The 15,666-nt window shown below is 66.1% G+C and carries 17 protein-coding genes; 8 read left to right on the top strand and 9 right to left on the bottom strand.

Going from position 1 to position 15,666, the window contains the following annotated elements:
• The first annotated feature begins 68 nt into the window (after positions 1 to 68).
• Positions 69 to 521, top strand: coding sequence for a DUF5994 family protein (locus NA8_RS04815; RefSeq protein ID WP_063049129.1), 453 nt, complete (start codon positions 69 to 71; stop codon positions 519 to 521).
• A 15-nt stretch (positions 522 to 536) separates the two neighbouring features.
• Positions 537 to 995, top strand: a complete 459-nt coding sequence (locus NA8_RS04820; RefSeq protein WP_174550042.1) for a DUF5994 family protein — start codon at positions 537 to 539, stop codon at positions 993 to 995.
• Positions 996 to 1,081: 86 nt separating this feature from the next.
• Here the strand turns inward: NA8_RS04820 and NA8_RS04825 are convergent, their stop codons facing one another.
• Entirely contained in the window at positions 1,082 to 1,594 is a 513-nt protein-coding gene (locus NA8_RS04825) for an SRPBCC family protein (RefSeq protein ID WP_369690244.1), read from the bottom strand.
• A 178-nt stretch (positions 1,595 to 1,772) separates the two neighbouring features.
• Positions 1,773 to 2,678: a DAPG hydrolase family protein gene (locus NA8_RS04830; RefSeq protein ID WP_063049131.1), complete on the bottom strand. Its 906-nt coding sequence runs from the start codon at positions 2,676 to 2,678 to the stop codon at positions 1,773 to 1,775.
• 75 nt (positions 2,679 to 2,753) lie between these two features.
• Here NA8_RS04830 and NA8_RS04835 point away from each other — a divergent pair, with 75 nt between their 5' ends.
• Positions 2,754 to 3,353 carry a TetR/AcrR family transcriptional regulator gene (locus NA8_RS04835; RefSeq protein WP_063049132.1) on the top strand — a complete coding sequence of 200 codons (600 nt, stop codon included), beginning with the start codon at positions 2,754 to 2,756 and terminating at the stop codon, positions 3,351 to 3,353.
• Positions 3,354 to 3,403: 50 nt separating this feature from the next.
• On the opposite strand, the gene NA8_RS04840 is transcribed toward NA8_RS04835, so the two are convergent.
• Together NA8_RS04840 and NA8_RS04845 are read right to left on the bottom strand one after the other, a co-directional pair.
• Positions 3,404 to 4,630 (bottom strand): cytochrome P450, encoded by a 1,227-nt coding sequence (locus NA8_RS04840; RefSeq protein WP_063049133.1) that lies wholly within the window; start codon positions 4,628 to 4,630, stop codon positions 3,404 to 3,406.
• The gene (locus tag NA8_RS04845; protein ID WP_063049134.1) at positions 4,630 to 4,872 is read right to left on the bottom strand and encodes a ferredoxin; all 243 of its coding nucleotides are present in this window, start codon (positions 4,870 to 4,872) and stop codon (positions 4,630 to 4,632) included. Before NA8_RS04845 ends, NA8_RS04840 begins: the two co-directional genes overlap by 1 nt.
• A 240-nt stretch (positions 4,873 to 5,112) precedes the next feature.
• Here NA8_RS04845 and NA8_RS04850 point away from each other — a divergent pair, with 240 nt between their 5' ends.
• On the top strand, positions 5,113 to 8,286 hold the full coding sequence (locus NA8_RS04850; RefSeq protein ID WP_063049135.1) for an ATP-binding protein: 3,174 nt from the start codon (positions 5,113 to 5,115) through the stop codon (positions 8,284 to 8,286).
• A gap of 77 nt (positions 8,287 to 8,363) precedes the next feature.
• On the opposite strand, the gene NA8_RS04855 is transcribed toward NA8_RS04850, so the two are convergent.
• The 3 genes from NA8_RS04855 to NA8_RS04865 form a co-directional block, all read right to left on the bottom strand.
• Positions 8,364 to 9,008 carry a DUF4097 family beta strand repeat-containing protein gene (locus tag NA8_RS04855; protein ID WP_063049136.1) on the bottom strand — a complete coding sequence of 215 codons (645 nt, stop codon included), beginning with the start codon at positions 9,006 to 9,008 and terminating at the stop codon, positions 8,364 to 8,366.
• A 105-nt stretch (positions 9,009 to 9,113) separates the two neighbouring features.
• Positions 9,114 to 9,875 (bottom strand): ABC transporter permease, encoded by a 762-nt coding sequence (locus tag NA8_RS04860; RefSeq protein ID WP_063049137.1) that lies wholly within the window; start codon positions 9,873 to 9,875, stop codon positions 9,114 to 9,116.
• Complete coding sequence (locus NA8_RS04865) at positions 9,872 to 10,816, bottom strand: ATP-binding cassette domain-containing protein (RefSeq protein WP_063049138.1); 945 nt, start codon at positions 10,814 to 10,816, stop codon at positions 9,872 to 9,874. The genes NA8_RS04860 and NA8_RS04865 overlap by 4 nt, the downstream gene beginning before the upstream one ends.
• A gap of 205 nt (positions 10,817 to 11,021) precedes the next feature.
• Between NA8_RS04865 and NA8_RS04870 the strand changes: the two genes are divergently transcribed.
• The 3 genes from NA8_RS04870 (at position 11,022) to NA8_RS04880 (ending at position 12,567) form a co-directional block, all read left to right on the top strand.
• Positions 11,022 to 11,828 (top strand): LLM class flavin-dependent oxidoreductase, encoded by an 807-nt coding sequence (locus NA8_RS04870; RefSeq protein WP_063049139.1) that lies wholly within the window; start codon positions 11,022 to 11,024, stop codon positions 11,826 to 11,828.
• 134 nt (positions 11,829 to 11,962) lie between these two features.
• A complete protein-coding gene (locus NA8_RS04875) occupies positions 11,963 to 12,187 on the top strand; it encodes a DUF6374 family protein (protein WP_063049140.1) in 225 nt (74 codons plus the stop codon).
• Positions 12,188 to 12,228: 41 nt separating this feature from the next.
• A complete protein-coding gene (locus NA8_RS04880; RefSeq protein WP_157106532.1) occupies positions 12,229 to 12,567 on the top strand; it encodes a hypothetical protein in 339 nt (112 codons plus the stop codon).
• A 62-nt stretch (positions 12,568 to 12,629) separates the two neighbouring features.
• Here the strand turns inward: NA8_RS04880 and NA8_RS04885 are convergent, their stop codons facing one another.
• Positions 12,630 to 12,947, bottom strand: a complete 318-nt coding sequence (locus NA8_RS04885) for a hypothetical protein (RefSeq protein ID WP_063049142.1) — start codon at positions 12,945 to 12,947, stop codon at positions 12,630 to 12,632.
• 273 nt (positions 12,948 to 13,220) lie between these two features.
• Between NA8_RS04885 and NA8_RS04890 the strand changes: the two genes are divergently transcribed.
• Positions 13,221 to 13,649, top strand: coding sequence for a DoxX family protein (locus NA8_RS04890; RefSeq protein WP_063049143.1), 429 nt, complete (start codon positions 13,221 to 13,223; stop codon positions 13,647 to 13,649).
• A 1,170-nt stretch (positions 13,650 to 14,819) separates the two neighbouring features.
• Here NA8_RS04890 and NA8_RS33465 read toward each other — a convergent pair.
• Positions 14,820 to 15,578, bottom strand: a complete 759-nt coding sequence (locus NA8_RS33465; protein ID WP_157106533.1) for a hypothetical protein — start codon at positions 15,576 to 15,578, stop codon at positions 14,820 to 14,822.
• Positions 15,579 to 15,666: the final 88 nt, after the last annotated feature.

Genomic DNA, 15,666 nt, shown 5'->3' on the forward strand with positions numbered 1-15,666 from the left:
CCGGCGTCCGCATCGCCCGGCATTCAGAAGCCATCACGGCCGGCGACGCTCCCGCGAGAGGACACGACATGCGACTCCACCGCATCGCTACCAGCACGACATCCGAACGGCCGCCCTACGCCCGGCATGACGTTCCACCCGACTACACCCCCCGGCTGAGGTTGAAGCCGAAAGCCCACCGCGGCGATTACATCGACGGCGCGTGGTGGCCACGCTCCGGTGACCTCATCGCCGAACTGCCCGATCTGCTCGCAGTTCTCGCAGTGCGGCTCGGCCCCATCTGGCGCGTCGTCTACGACCCCACGTGCTGGGCGGCCGCGCCCCGGCAGACCACCATCCACGGGGGTCACACCGTCCGGCTCGACTCCTATGCCTTCGAACTGTGGAACACGATGTACGTCTTCGGCCGCGACAACGACCTGATCGTGCTGCGCGTCATCCCGTCGGACACCGACGAGGACATCGCCCACACGGCCCTGATGGCCGCCGTCGCACCCGAATCCGCGAGCCTCACCGGCTGACCAGAGGAACAGACCATGCCCAGGATCAATACCCGCCGCCCGATCACGAACCACTTCGACATGACCGCCGGCACCGGCCCGCCCCAGCCCGGACGGCAACCCTTCCGGACTCCCACCCGCACCCCGCGGTTGCTTCTGCGCGAATCCAGAACCGGCCCCGAGCAGCTCGACGGCGGCTGGTGGCCGTGGACGGACAACCTCACCGCCGAGCTGCACGACCTGATCAGCGTCCTCACCCCCCGGCTCGGTCCCACCGAACGGGTCAGCTTCGAATGGAACGCCGTCAGCATCACCCAACGCCGCATCGACCGCCAGGACGACATCGAAGTACACGGACCCGACACCGGTCAGCCACCCGGCATCATGCACCTGATCGGGACGAACGGCACCGAGGCGACGCTGCTCGTGATCCCTGCCGGCACGCCATCCGGTGAAGCGGAGGCTCAGCTGCGGCGGGCGGCCGGGCAATCCTGAGACGCCGTGCGACGGCGCCGGCGCGCTTGGCCGCCGCCGAACGCTCCCTCTGCGACACCGAACAACCTCGATTCGATACCTGACAGCTATACCGCGCGCGATTGCGGAGGCGCGGAGAATCCTTCGGCGAATTGGATGAAGTTGCGCGCGACGGTCTCGCTCTCCCGTCGTACGCTGCGTTTGAGGAGGAGTCCGGGCAACAGCAGCGAGGACTGCAACTCGGTGTGATACCAGACCTGCGTTCCCGTGCGGTCCTCGGACACTTCGAACCATCCGCCGCCACCGAGGCCGACACAGCTGTCCACGACCTGCCACGACACCCGGTCATCGGTCCACTCGTATTCCAGCACCTGCAGATCGGACCTGCCGAGCAGAGTATCGGCGGTCACATAAACCCGTTGTGGCCGACCGGATTCGCCGCGGGTCGCCACACGCGCATCCGAATACGTCGACCATTCGGGGAGCATTTCGATCGCCGCGAGGGCATCGAAGACCCGAGCGGGTTCGACAGCGATGTCGAAATGTAAATCCGTTTTAACGCGCATAACTCCTCCACCCCCTGTTCCAACCCGGCCGATTCTGCCCGGAGCGGTTCGCATCCGTCAACACGTTCTCGCCCTGCAATCACCGGCTATGGGCGAATGCCCATGTCAGATGCTCCCCAGGGGTGAAAATAAGCAATCAGCTACCTATGGGCTATTTGGAGCTGGAATGGTTACCCGCGAGTATCAAAGTAGGATCCGCCGACGGCGACGGCGACGTATCCGGGAGAAATGCTTACTTGAATTCGCGGTACAACTCCGGCAGGAACTGGGCGAGATGGTTCATTTCCTGGCCGCAGTGCATCATCAGGTCCCGGGCCAGATCCAGGCCGGGAAACAGATCTCGCACATCGGCGGCGGCGCCGCGCTGGATCGCACGCTCGGTGTGCAGCGGATCAGGTGCGTGCAGCCCGTAGAGCCTCAGGTAGAAACGGCTGCGCATTTCGCAGCCTCCGTGGATGGGCCGCACTTGGTGTGCCAACCAGCCCAGATCGACCGGAGCCACGCTGCTGCCGACGCGGCCGAGAATCACGGTGTGATCGTCGGGAACGGTGAATCCGTAGGCGACCGGATCATGGAATGCGATGGCGAGCTGTTGCAGCTTCGGGCCGATGTATTCGTCGACGTACGAGATGTTTCCGACATATCGTTCGCGATCGGCTATCGGTGCGCCGAGCCGGTCGGCGGCCACCTCGCTGTACAGATGCGCATCCGGGTGCCACAGCTTGTACCGCGCGGACTCGACCGTGTGCCAGCCGAACCACCAATCCCACATCGCCGCCGTCACGCGCGGCATCTCGGTGCGTACCGCGACCCACACTGTCCCCGAATCGGTCTGCCCGTAACCGGTTTCGATCGGCGAATATCCCGTGGGCGCGAGATCGGCCACCAAGGACGAGAAGGCCGGGATCCGCTCGCTCGGGGTTGCCGGCGCCGTATAGGCGGCGGTGACCTCAGGTTGCGGTGGAGCCGTGCGCTCGGCCATGAACCGCGCGTACGGCTCGGCCCGATCTCCGGGCGAGTATCCGGCATAACGACTGTTGTCCTGGCGGTTCTCGGCGCGAGCGAAAGCTGTGGGCGTCACGACAGCCAACGCGCCCGTGGCAGCCGCCGCGATCGACAGCGCGCGACGGCGGGTCATCCTCGATAATCTCAACACATGTTGAGACTAGTGGAGGTCGCGGCGCCCCGGCCGGGGATGGGTAGGTTTCGTGACATGACACAACCGAGGCGGCAGCGGCAGGACTCAGCACAGCGGCGCGCCGTCATCGCCGAGGCCGCGCTTCGCGTGCTCGGCGAACACGGTCCGCGCGGCCTCACCCATCGCGCGGTCGACGCGGCCGCGCGACTACCGCCCGGCTCGGTCAACTACCACGCTCCGACCAGGCAACGACTGCTGCAAATGGCTTCCGAAGAACTGTTCGCCCAGGACATGGCTGTCGCCGCCCGCCACTTCGATACGCCGGACTCCCCCGCACCGAGCCTGTCCGACATCGCCGTGAAGTTCATCCTCGACATGACCGCGCCACACGCCCGGCACCGGGTGCTCGCCAGACATCATCTGCTCGCGGAAGCGCGCGTCGACGCCGAGCTGCACCGCCACTTCGAGACGGCACGAGCCGCATTCGTCCAGGTGATCCGCGACCGCTACGCCGAAGCCGGCCACACCGTGGACACCGCCGCCGAGCTCTGCGTCACCGTGATAGATGGACTGGTCAACCGGCAAGTCTTCTTCCCCGACTCCGCCCTGTCCGAGTCCCGCCTCCGCACCCTCATCGAAGCCATCGCGCACACCATCGAGGCGCGACTGTCTTGACCGGCCCTCGGGGCGGGATCCACCGAATCCCGCCCCGAGGTTCTTCCGTTCTACCGGGCCGTTTCCGTCCAGGTGACCGGCAATTCGTGGACGCCGTAGATATTCATGTCGGTCCTGAGTTTCACCTCGCCGGCGGGGATGGCCAGTTCGAGGGTCGGGAAGCGGCGCAGCAGTCCGGCGAAACCGGCGCGCATCTCGATGCGGGCCAATTGCTGGCCGAGGCATTGATGGATGCCGTGGCCGAAGGACAGGTGCCCGCGGGCCGTGCGGTGGATGTCCAAGGTGTCGGGGTTGTCGAAGCGCTGGGGGTCGTGGTTGGCGGCCAGCAACGAGACGACGACGGTCGATCCCTTGCCGATCGTCTCGCCGCCGAGTTCGATGTCGTCGGTGGCGTAGCGGTAGAAGATGTCGGCGACGGACAGGTAGCGCAGGAGTTCCTCGACGGCGCCGGGCACCAGATCAGGGTCGGCGCGCAGTTGCGCCAGCTGTTCGGGGTGCTCCAGCAGCGCGAAAGTCCCCAGTGCCAGCATGTTGGCGGTGGTCTCGTGGCCCGCGAGCAGCAGCAGGAAAGCGACGCCGGTCAGCTCCTCGATGGTGAGGTCGTCGTGGCGGGCCAGATCGGACAGTATGTCCTCGCCGGGTTCGACGCGTTTGCGGGTGACCAGTTCGGCCAGGTACGTGGTCATCGCGCCGTAGGCGGCCATCTTCTCTTCGAGCGGCTGTTCCTTGATCAGGAATTTGGCGGAGTTGACCTGGAAGGTCTCCCGATCGGCGTAGGGGACACCGAGCAGCTCGCAGATCACCAGCGAGGGCACCGGCAGCGCGAACGCCTCGACCAGGTCGACCGGCGGGGTCGATCGCGCCATCTCGTCCAGTTGCCGTTCGGTGATCTCGATGATGCGCTCTTCGAGCTGCTTCATGCGTTTGACGGTGAAGGCGCCGATCAGCTTGCGCCGCAGCCGGGTGTGGTCCGGCGGGTCCATGGCGACGAACAAGCCCGGCACCTGTGGGGACGGTTCGGTAGCGGCGGGCATGCCAGGGGTCTGGTACGGCACGTGGAGAATGCCGATGTCCTGGCGGGAGCTGAACCGGGTGTCGGCCATGAGTCGGCGGACCGCATCGTAGCCGGTGACGAGCCAGCCCTCGTGACCGTCGGGGAAGATCAAGGGGCAGACCGGGCGGGTCTCGCGCAGCCGAGCGATTTCACGGGGCGGGTCGAAAGGGCTCGCGTCGCGCTCCATGGGGAGGCCGTTCGGGATGGGAACTGCTCGAGTCATCAGGTTTTCCTTCGTTGCGGTTGTTGTGCCGGAGCCTTGGACCAGTCGCCGGAGACGAGGGTGATCGCGCCGGACGGGCACATCTGCGCGGCCTCGCGCACGACAGACCCCTGGTCGGACGCGGGTGCGCGGTTCAGCAGCACCACCCGGCCGTCCTCGGTGTCCTGGTCGAACACGCCGGGGGCGATCAGAACGCACATGCCTGCGCCGATGCAGCGCTCTCGGTCGACCCTCAGTTCCACTGGTCACCCCGGGTGCGGGGCAGGGAGCGCATGCCGCCACCTGCAATCGCTGAACTATTCACAGGGATACTGTCGCCAGCCGGGCTGATATCGCCCTGACACCGGCCTGACACGTCCGCTGACACGGTGTCGACGGTCGGGAAGCTGGGATGGTCGTTGTCGGTCGACGCCATCGGAGCGGTTGTCACCCCGGGGACGGGCGGCCCGCCGACTGCCGATCGTCCACGGCAGAATGGGCCGGTGCAGATCGGGATGCTTGGACCGCTCGAGATCCGACTAGACGACGGCGGATCGATCGAGGTACCGGGCGCTCGGTTGCGGGCGCTGCTGATCGCCCTCGCGCTCGAACCCGGTCGCGTCGTCGCCAAAACGACGCTGGTCGACTGGATCTGGGGTGCGCAGCCGCCCTCCGACGCGGCGAACGCCTTGCAGGCACTGGCTTCCCGGCTGCGCCGGGTGCTGCCGGACGGGTTGGTCGACGGGCAGGCGGGCGGCTACCGGCTGACGGTGGAACCCGGCGCTGTCGACGCCGTGCGGTTCGAACAACTTCTCGATCAGGCACGCGGCGGTGACGACGCGCGGCAGGCCCGGCTGCTGCGCGAGGCCCTCGACCTGTGGCGCGGGGCGCTGATGCAGGACATCGGTGTACAGGACAGTGAAGCTTTCGACGCGGTGATCACCCGGCTCGAGGGACTGCGCCTGGCCGCCATGGAGGATCTGTACGAAGCGGAGATCCGCCTCGGCCGGGCCCCGGAACTGGTCGCCGAACTGACCGAACTGGTGGCCCGGCACCCGGTGCGGGAACGGCTCGCTGCCGCGCTGATGCGTGCGCTCGGCGCCGCGGGCCGTGGCAACGAGGCACTGGTCGTGTACCAGCGGGCACGGGAGGCACTCGCCGACGAGTTGGGCGTGGACCCCTCACCGGAACTCTCCGCTTTGCACGTCGCGCTGCTGCGCGGCGAAGTGGGCGCGAGGGAAAACGACCGCAAGACGAACCTGCGGGCCGAATTGACCAAGTTCGTCGGCACATACGCCGACGTCGCCGTCGTGCGCGAACTCATCGCCGACCATCGGCTCACCACGTTGACCGGGCCCGGCGGTTCGGGCAAGACCAGGCTGGCCCTGGAAACCGCGCGGACCATGCTCGACGACCTACCGGACGGGGCGTGGCTGGTGGAGCTGGCGTCGGTCGGTGCGAATGGTGAGGTGTCGCAGTCGGCGCTCGCCGCGCTCGGGCTCCGCGACGCACTGCTGGGCGGCGCTCCGAACGCGGAACCGATGGACCGGCTCGTCGCGGCGATCCGCGAGCGCGAAACGCTGTTGATCCTGGACAACTGTGAGCACGTGATCGAGTCCGCGGCGGTGTTCGCGCACCGGGTGCTCGGCGAGTGTCACCGGCTGCGGATTCTTGCGACGAGCAGGGAACCACTGGGCATCACGGGTGAGGCGCTATGGCAGGTCGAGCCGCTGGCGTTGCCCACCGAGAACGCGGGCCCCGGCGAGATCGAGTCCTCCCCTGCCGTTCAGCTGTTGCGAGACCGGGCCGGCGCGGTGCGCAAGGATCTCGCCGCCGATGCCCGCACATTGTCGACCATGGCGCGCGTCTGCCGGGCGCTCGACGGAATACCGCTGGCGATCGAACTGGCCGCGGCCAGGCTGCGCACCATGTCCCTCGATCAGCTCGCCAACCGCCTCGACGATCGGTTCCGCCTGCTGACCGGCGGCAGCCGTACCGCGCTGCCGCAGCATCGGACATTGCGCGCGGTGGTCGACTGGAGCTGGGAGTTGCTCACCGACGCCGAACGGATGGTCCTGCGCAGGCTCGCGGTGTTCTCCGGCGGCGCCAGCCTGCAAGCGGCCGAGCAGGTTTGCGCGGGCACGGAGGGCGGGTCCGAAGGGCTGGGGGGCGCGAAGAACGTGGTGGTCGAGCAATGGGAGGTGCTCGAGCTGCTGACCGCGTTGACCGAGAAATCGCTGCTCACCGCCGGGGATGGCGGACCGCGCTATCGGATGCTCGACACGATCAAGCAGTACGCCCTCGACCGGCTCGTGGAGGCGGGGGAATCGGAGGTGGTGCGCCGGGCGCATCTCGCGTACTTCACCGGACTCGCCGACAGCGCGGAGCCGCACCTGCGCCGCGCCGAGCAGTTGGAGTGGCTCGCCACGCTGGAAGCCGAGCACGACAACATCGCCGTCGCGATGCGTGGCGCGCTCGCGGCGGGCGACGCGGCCGAGGCGATGCGGCTTGCGGCGGCCGCGGGCTGGTACTGGTGGCTCAGCGGGCACAAGGCCGAAGGCATGGAGCTGATCACCGCGGCCGCCGAGCTGCCCGGCGAGGTGGACGACGAGACCCGGGCCAGGGTGTACGGACTGGTCGTGCATTTCATGAATTCCGGGCCGACCGACGAACACCGAGTGGAGGAATGGATCCACCAGGCATACCGATTCAGCCGGCGCAGCAAGAGCCGATACCCCTTGCTGGGGTTCGTCGCCGCGATGGAACGCATGGTGCAGGGGCCCGACGCGTTGCTGCCCGCGTTCGAACCGCTGCTCGCAGACGACGATCCCTGGGTGCGGGCGCTGGCCCGGCTCCAGCTGGGCAAGGCGCGGATCGCGCTCGGCCAGGAGGGCCGGGAAGCGGACACGTATCTCGAGACGGCGCTCGCCGAGTTCCGGGCCATCGGCGAGCGCTGGGGAATTTCGTTCGCGCTGACCGAGCTGGCGAATCGAATCGCCATGCGCGGCGAGTTCGCCCCTGCGTGCGAACACCTCGACCAGGCGATCGCGGTGGTCACCGAGGTCGGCGCGATCGAGGACGTTTTCCTGATGCGGGCCCGGCAGGCTCAGCTGTACTGGCTGCTGGGTGATGCGGAGGCGAGCGCGGCCGCCATCGCCGAGGGCCAGCGGTACGCCGACCGGTCCGCCTGGCCGAACGCACTGGCCGAACTCGCCTTCGCGAAGGCGCAACTGGCCCGTTGGAACGGCGACGCCGCGCGGGCGCACCGGGAGATCGACATCGCGACGACCTTGCTGGGCAGCGATGCGGAGCAGGTTTACGTCAAGGCGGTGACCCACGACCTACTCGGTTACCTCGCAGACGATCTCGACGAAGCCCGCGCACAACATGCCGCGGCCTTCCAGGCGGCGTCCGCGGCGGGCTACGCGCCCCTCATCGCCCAAATACTCGTCGGCATCGCGGATCTGGCGCTGCGCGACGACCAGAACGAACAGGCCGTGCGGCTGCTCGCCGCGAGTTCCGGAGTACGCGGACTGCGCGATCGTTCTCAACCGGATGCGGCTCGGATCGAGCAGACAGCACGACGTCGTCTCGGCGAAGCACGGTTCACCGAGGCGACGAGGGCGGGTGCGCAGGCGAACTGGCGTGAGCTGGTCGCGACGACACTCGCTGTTTGAACGCGGCAGAAACCGACAGCACCCTCGGTGCACGACAGGGGCGTCGTGCACCGAGGGTGCTGTTCGCGTTGAGGGAGCTAGGCGGCGGTGGCGTGCCGGACGATGATGTTGCCGTAGGAGTTACGCGCGTACACCTCCACGGTGTCCTCGTTGCCCCGCGACCGGTTCACCGGTTGCATCAGGTTCTGCACGGCGCCGTGTCGGGCGTTGGCTTCCAGCCGCGCCGCGCTGCCCGGGCGGATACCCACCTCCAGCTCGCCCATGGATGTCTCCAGCCGGAGCACGCCGCGCGCCGCTTCGCCGATGCGAATGTCTCCCTTGGCGGTTTTCGCGGTCACCGAACCGCGCGGGCGCTCGACGGTGATGTCGCCGGCGGATATCTCCAGATCGCACTCACCGAGATCGCCGGTGCCCAGTAGTCGGCCCACGGCGGCGGTGCCCTTCAGCCGGGAGCCGGTCGGCACCTCGATGGTCACCTCGATCGATGGGTTGCCGCCGAACGGGGTGTAGGTCCGCCAGTCTTTCGGCGTTTTCACGGTCAGGGTGCCTGCGGCGAAAGCGACCCGGGTTTGCTCGGCGGCGCGCACGTCACCCTTTTTGGACCCATCGGCCGGCCGGACCTCGACGACGGTGTCGGCACGGTCGGAGGCGATCACGGTGATGTTGCCGGAGAGCACGTCGACGGTGACGACGATCGGCTTCGGTGTCTCGAACGTGGGCATGGCTGTCTCCTCAGAATTGTCAGGTGTGTGAAATGGGCAGAACCGGCCGGTATGCCGATGGCGGCGCATCGCGGACGCGCCCGATCAGCGCCGTCAGCCGGGCACCTATGCGCGCTTGTTGAACGTGGCCCGCGACCACAGGTATCCGACCAGGGCGAACCCGGCGCACCAGGCGAGCGCCGCCGCCGTGTAGCCGCCGGAAGGATGGCCGGCGAGAAACCCGCGCAATGCTTCGATGATCGGTGTGAAGGGCTGATACTGCGCGAACTGCCGGATGCCCTGTCCCATCTGGTCGGCGGGCACGATCGCGCTGCTCACGAACGGCAGCATGATCAGCGGCACCACGGTCATGCCCGCGGATTCCGGAGTCTTCGCGGCCATGCCCAATGCGACCGTGAGCCAGGAGGCCGCGAATGATGTGGCGGCCATGATGCCGATCGCGCCGAGCCAGTGGAGTGCGGTCGCCGACGACCGGAAGCCCAGCAGGAATGCCACACCGAGGACGGCCGCGATGGCTACCACATTGGTCAGAATGGTCGCCGCGACGTGGCCGGTCAGTACGGCGCTTCGGGAGACGTCCATGACCTTGAAACGGTTGATGATGCCCTTCGCCATATCGGAACTCACCGATACCGCGGTGCCCGACAACCCGTAACTGATGGCCAGCAGGATCATGCCCGGTGTCGCGTAGTTGATGTACTGTTCGCCGACGTCGAAAGCGTTGCCGAACACGTACACGAAGATCAGCATCATCACGACCGGCATGAAAGCCGCGTTGAATATGGTGACCGGAGTCCGGGCGATGTGCTTGAAGTTGCGGCGCAACATGATCGACGAATCGGCCAGCGGTGCGGAAATGGTGCTCATTGTGCGACAGCCTCCGTGGTGGCGTGACCGGTCAGGGAAAGGAAAACGTCGTCGAGGTCGGGGGTGTGGACGGAGACCTCGTCGGCGTCGATCGAATGTTCGGCGAGCCGGTCCAGCAGGTCTCGCAGTGATCTCGTGCCGCCGTCGCCCGGGACCCGCAAGGTCAGAGCCTCGTCGTCGCGGATGGCGCCGGGCAGGATCCGCGCCGCCGCGTCGAGGGCGGTGACGTCGGCGAACCGGAGCCGGATGTGGCTGCCGGGCACGCGGCGCTTGAGTTCCTCGGGAGTGCCTTCGCCGACGATGCGGCCCTGGTCGAGCACCGCGATCCGGTCGGCCAGCTGATCGGCTTCCTCGAGGTACTGGGTGGTGAGGAAGATCGTCACACCGCCGGCCGTCAACTCCCGGACGATTTCCCACATGATGCGACGGCTGCGCGGATCCAGTCCGGTCGTCGGCTCGTCCAGGAAGACGATGTCCGGCTTGGTGACCAGCGTCATCGCCAGGTCCAATTTCCGGCGCATACCCCCCGAATAGGTCGAGGCCGGCTTTCGCGCCGACTCCACCAGATCGAACCGTTCCAGCAATTCGGCGACCACCCGCTTACCCTCAGCGGCCCGCAGATGATGCAGATCCGCCATCAGCAAGAGGTTCTCCTCCCCCGTCAGCAGATCGTCCACCGCCGCGAACTGACCGGTGACCCCGATCGCCGCGCGCACCGCTTTGGGCTCGGTCGCGATATCGTGCCCGGCCACCCGCGCCGTGCCGCCATCGGCCTTCAGCAGCGTGGTCAGCACGTTCACCGCCGTCGTCTTACCCGCACCGTTCGGACCGAGCAGCGAGAAAATCGTCCCTGCACCGATATGCAAATCGATGCCATCGAGGATCGTCTTGTCCCCGTATGCCTTCCGCAGCCCGGAAGCCGCGATCGCTGTGCTGTTCATGTGGACAACTGTCGCCAGGATGGCTGACACCCGCCTGATACCGGCCTGACACGTCCACTGACACGGTGTTATCCCTGGTCAACGCTCGGACATGCCGACTTCAGGGCGTTCGCAGGTACGGGTGCAAAAGCTCGGCCGCACCGATGAATTTCGGGTGGATCCGTCGTCGATTCCTCTGGATAGACCGAAGGACAGGAGTCCGGACATGACGAGACCGTTCAGATTCGGGGTCGTTGCCCCACTCAGAACCGACCTGCCGACGTGGCGAGATCGCGTGCGCCGCATCGCCGACAGCGGCTACTCGACGCTGCTGGTGCCCGACTTCCCGCAGATGCAACCGGCGCCCGCTCCCATGCTGGCCACCGTCGCGGCCCTGACCGACCTGCGCGTGGGCACGTGGGTGTACGCCTCTCCGCTACGCCCGGCCTGGTTGACGGCGTGGGAAGCGCACTCGCTGTCGCTACTGACCGACGGTCGCTTCGAGATGGGCATCGGCACCGGCAGACCTGGAATCGAGGACGAGCTCCGCGACAAGGGACTGCCCGCCGTACCGCCGCCGAACGAGCGGCTGGCACAGGTACGTGAGACCGTCACGAGGCTGCGAGATCTCGACGGGCCCAACCGTCACACGCCCGTGGCGATGGCCGTATACGGTCCTAAGGCCCGGGCGTTGGCGGCCGAGGTCGCGGACACGGTCACCTTCGCGCTGGGGGATCAGCCTCGGAGCGAAGTCGAGCGGCTGGCACGCGACTTCCGCACCAGCGGGGACGTCGAGCTCGCGCTCGCCGTGCCGGTTATCGGTGACACTGTCGCGCCGCACATGGCGCCCCCCGACACCGACCCCGCCGCACTTCGCGCGGCGGACGCGCTGACCGTACTTCCGGACGATCCGGCGGCAGCCGCCGAGGAAATCCAGCGGCGACGGGAGGAAATCGGCTTCTCCTATTTCGTCTTCGGCGCCGACTTCGCCGACAGGTTCGCTCCGGTCGTCGCCGAACTCGCCGGACGTTAGTTGGGCGGTGCGGAACGGAACCGCCGGTTTCGAAAGCCGACGTCGGCATTCCACACTGTGCCGGCCAGAGAGTCCGACGCTTCAGATCACACTCGCATCGAAAATATGTTCGACTCGAGGTAGCATGCCCGAGCATGCCGGACCTCGAGCCCACCCAGTTCGCCTATTCGCAGATCAACGACGTACGCAGGCAACTGCTCGATGCCGCAGCATTCGGAAAGCACCTCCGCCCCGAACACCTGGAGAACATGGCAGGCAAGCTCGCCGAAGGATTGCGTGCCTACACGGAAGCCATCACGCCCCCTACCCCACCCACCGACGGCCGCGCCTGCCTCGACTACCGAGGACGCAACCACTGACGGTCCGGCATCACCCGCGGGGTGTCAGGGATGGCTGGAGCATGCGGAATGCGCACCCCATCGTCAGCGCTTACGGGCGAATGCGGCGAGCGGAACTGCTGGCTGCGCACGGAGAGACGCGCGAAGCGCAGCGCGCACTGTCCGTAGCCGAAGCGGCGACGGAAGCGGCGGACGGCATCGAGCCCCCCGCGTCGATGTACTGGTGGAGCACGGGATTCGGAGCCGTGCAGCGTGGAGGCGTCCTGGCTCTGCTGAGGCGAACAGCCGAAGCGGTGGCGGAGGCGACACACGGACTGGCCGCGATGCCGACCGAGCACCGCGAGAGCGAATGGCCGGCCTCCGCGCTACGCCGAATCGACCCGGACATGAGCGGCACATGATGTGGTGGCGACGCGGACCTGCTACCCCGGTTTGCCCCCACCGACTCCTCGTGGGGTCGCCGTCAGGCGCAGACGCGATTGAGCTCGTCGGTGTAAGGGTCGAGATCGGTGACGTTCTCGTCTACCAGCGCGTAGGCGTAGGCGGAGATGACATCCTTCTCCGCACCCTGGGCCAGATCGGCGAGTCCGCTCAGCCTGCCGGACAGCGCTGTCGCCGTCGCATCGTCCAGGGTGCCGCCGTTCGTGTCGATCGCGATGTTGATCAACTCGATGGCCTTGGCGCAGTGCGGGGACTGGGCGTGCGCGGGTGCGGCGGGCAGGAAGAGCAGAGCGGCAGCGGCCGCGGAGAGCACAGCGGCGAATGCCGTCGACTTGGTCATGATTTCCTCTCAGAACGTCGGCCTGATCTTAGCGCTCACGGCGTGGAGTCCGGATCACCGCCTGCGGGGGTCGAATTCCGCGCCGCCCCCGACGAAGTCATCACCACCTACGTCAGCAGGGAATGTCTAGCACAGCGACCGAAGACGAACGAACGCGGCGAAGTGTGACTTCGGAACCGCGCTGGTAGTCGACCGATGAATCTTCGCGAGTGCCGCCGTCCTATCAGGTGAACGCGCTGCCGAACAGCGCAACCGACCCTGGAGGAACGAACAATGACCACCATCGCCGCGACCACCACCACCGTCCACCCCGGCAAAGTCCGCAACCGCGTCCTGTGGGGACTCCAGATCTTCCTGGCCCTGTTCTTCATCCTCGCCTCGGGCTTGCCCAAGGTGCTCGACATGGTTCCAGAAGAGAACATGGCGGCGATGCGTGAGGCCGGTATCGGCTCGCCCTGGTTCATGTATTTCGTGGGCATCTGCGAGATCGCCGGCGGTATCGGCCTGCTCGTGCGGCGCCTGAGCGGACCGGCCGCGGTCGGCCTGTCCATCCTCACCCTGCTGGCCGCAGCCACCAACCTCTTCCTCACGGATATGCCGGCGTACGCACCCTTTCCGCTGGTGCTGTCGGGGATCTTCGCCTGGATCGCCTACGAGCGCCGCGATTCCATCCTCACCCTGCGCTCGCTGATCACCCGGTGACAACGCGATAGGCGCGCAAAACGATCGGCAGGCTCCGGCCCGCCGATCGTTTCCGGCGTTACCCGGCAAGGGCGTTCAAGGTCGGTCCGCCCTTGCCGGGAACGCATTCGCTCACCCCGTAGCGCGGCCCCGACGATCGCATCGCCTCCGCCCGCGGCGTGATCACCGGGCAAGTCAGCAAGGGCGGATACACGGCCGTTGGGTTCGGCGCCGCCAAGTTCCCTACCGCACTCGAGGTTGTCATGCCCCCGACGTGGTGACCAAGGATGGCAGCCAAGCGAAGATGTGGTTTCGGGTCGCGTTCATCTCGGCGGGTGGAAGCCTCAACCCGTTCGGTGCCGCGAAGGTCGGCACGAGCGAAGCAAAAATCTCTCAGCCCGAACACACAGAAACCCCCTCAGCAAACCTGAGGAGGTTTCTGCTGCCCACAGGAGGCTGCAGTCCCCGACGTGCCAACAGCCAATCCGTCGCGGCCTCAACGTCATTGACTGGGACCTTGCGCGTGTAGTACGCGGGCGGAGTTACCCACCGCAGCCGACGCAGGCCCCGCACCGGCCGACCGGTCCACCCGCCGTACTCACGCCCCAGCGAGTACGCCTTTCCGGAGCCCGCAGGGGCAGGCAGCAGCAAGGCCAGTTGCTGACCAAGCCGGAACCAGCGGCCCGACCCATCGCCGCAGGACGGTCGACCCGACCGCGAACTCCTCGATGCTGGGGCACGACAGCCCCACACACGACGAAAGCCTCCCGGAGGGGGAGGCTTCATCTCATACCTTGACAGACCGGCTCCAACTTTCCGACCTCTTTGTACCTTCGGTCGGGGGTTGAGTAGGGCTGTTTGTGGGGCGGGCGGGGCTCGAACCCGCGACCAATGGATTATGAGATCAAACACTCCGAACGGTGTCCTTACCTCGCAAAACACTGGTCACCCCTGACCATAGAAGCAAAATACATTGGTGTCGAGCCAGGCGATGCTTGATCTTGAGCGCCCAGACGGCGGCGCAGGCTCAATCCCCAGTGCTGGGCCTCCTCGACAGGCAGACCAATTGATGCCGACCAACCGCCGTCGCGGTGTATCGCCGGTGTCACCAAGTCGCGCGTCGCCCCGACGCCACTGGCACACGCCAGGGCGATGGCAGCCGCAGCCCTGGACGTGGCCAACGTATCGAAGTTACGAAATAAGATCTTCCCAGGAATCCCGGTATCTCCGTGCCCACGGTTGCCCCGGATCAAGGGAAGCAACGAAATTGCTAACGATCTTCTTCTCGAAACCATCAAGATCTGGTTTATCGTCGTCAGCGTAGAAATCCACGATCCGGCGATGCAAATATGCTGGAAGCCATTTACCCTTCACGAGCGCATGACTTTTACCGCGAGCATAGATTGCGTCTATCTTGCTCCTAATGTTGGCCTCAAACTGCAGATACTCATCGCTATCCAAGCCGGACTTAGAAACAATGTGAGACCTAACGGCTGTCATGCTTGCCAGATCTTCCGGCGAGACCGTCGACCGCGAGTAGTTCGCCCTAGACTTAACACCTAATATCAACGAAATACAGCACAGCGCGACCCATTCTCGCCATTCATCTGCGGCGTCCCGGTGCCATGCCCCCAAAGATCTTGCCAGGCTTCGAGACTCCGCAGGAGATAGACCCATTGCAGTCCCTAATGCTTTACCAGCGTCTCCATGCATGAGGATGTCGGCCTCGACATCATACCCGCGAGTGTAGAAAATATGTGGGTGCCTCCTCGATCCGCCAGATATAACCTCCGCATCTCTATCCAGCACGAATACAGCAACCTTGCGCCCCAGGGAAGTGTGCTGAACGAGATGATTATTTGACTTCATGCTTTCGAAAACTTTAAGCACACCTTCCTTCCCTCCTCCAGTGTAAATCTTCTCAATTCGAGTTACCTCGTAGCTGCCCACCAACCTCTTACTCGACTCAGCAATTAATCCGTAGTAACTACGATCGTGAGTCTTTCCTTCCACTACGATGTGAAGCAATTTTGGGCTG

This window comes from Nocardia arthritidis NBRC 100137 (assembly GCF_001612765.1).
Taxonomy (GTDB): domain Bacteria; phylum Actinomycetota; class Actinomycetes; order Mycobacteriales; family Mycobacteriaceae; genus Nocardia; species Nocardia arthritidis.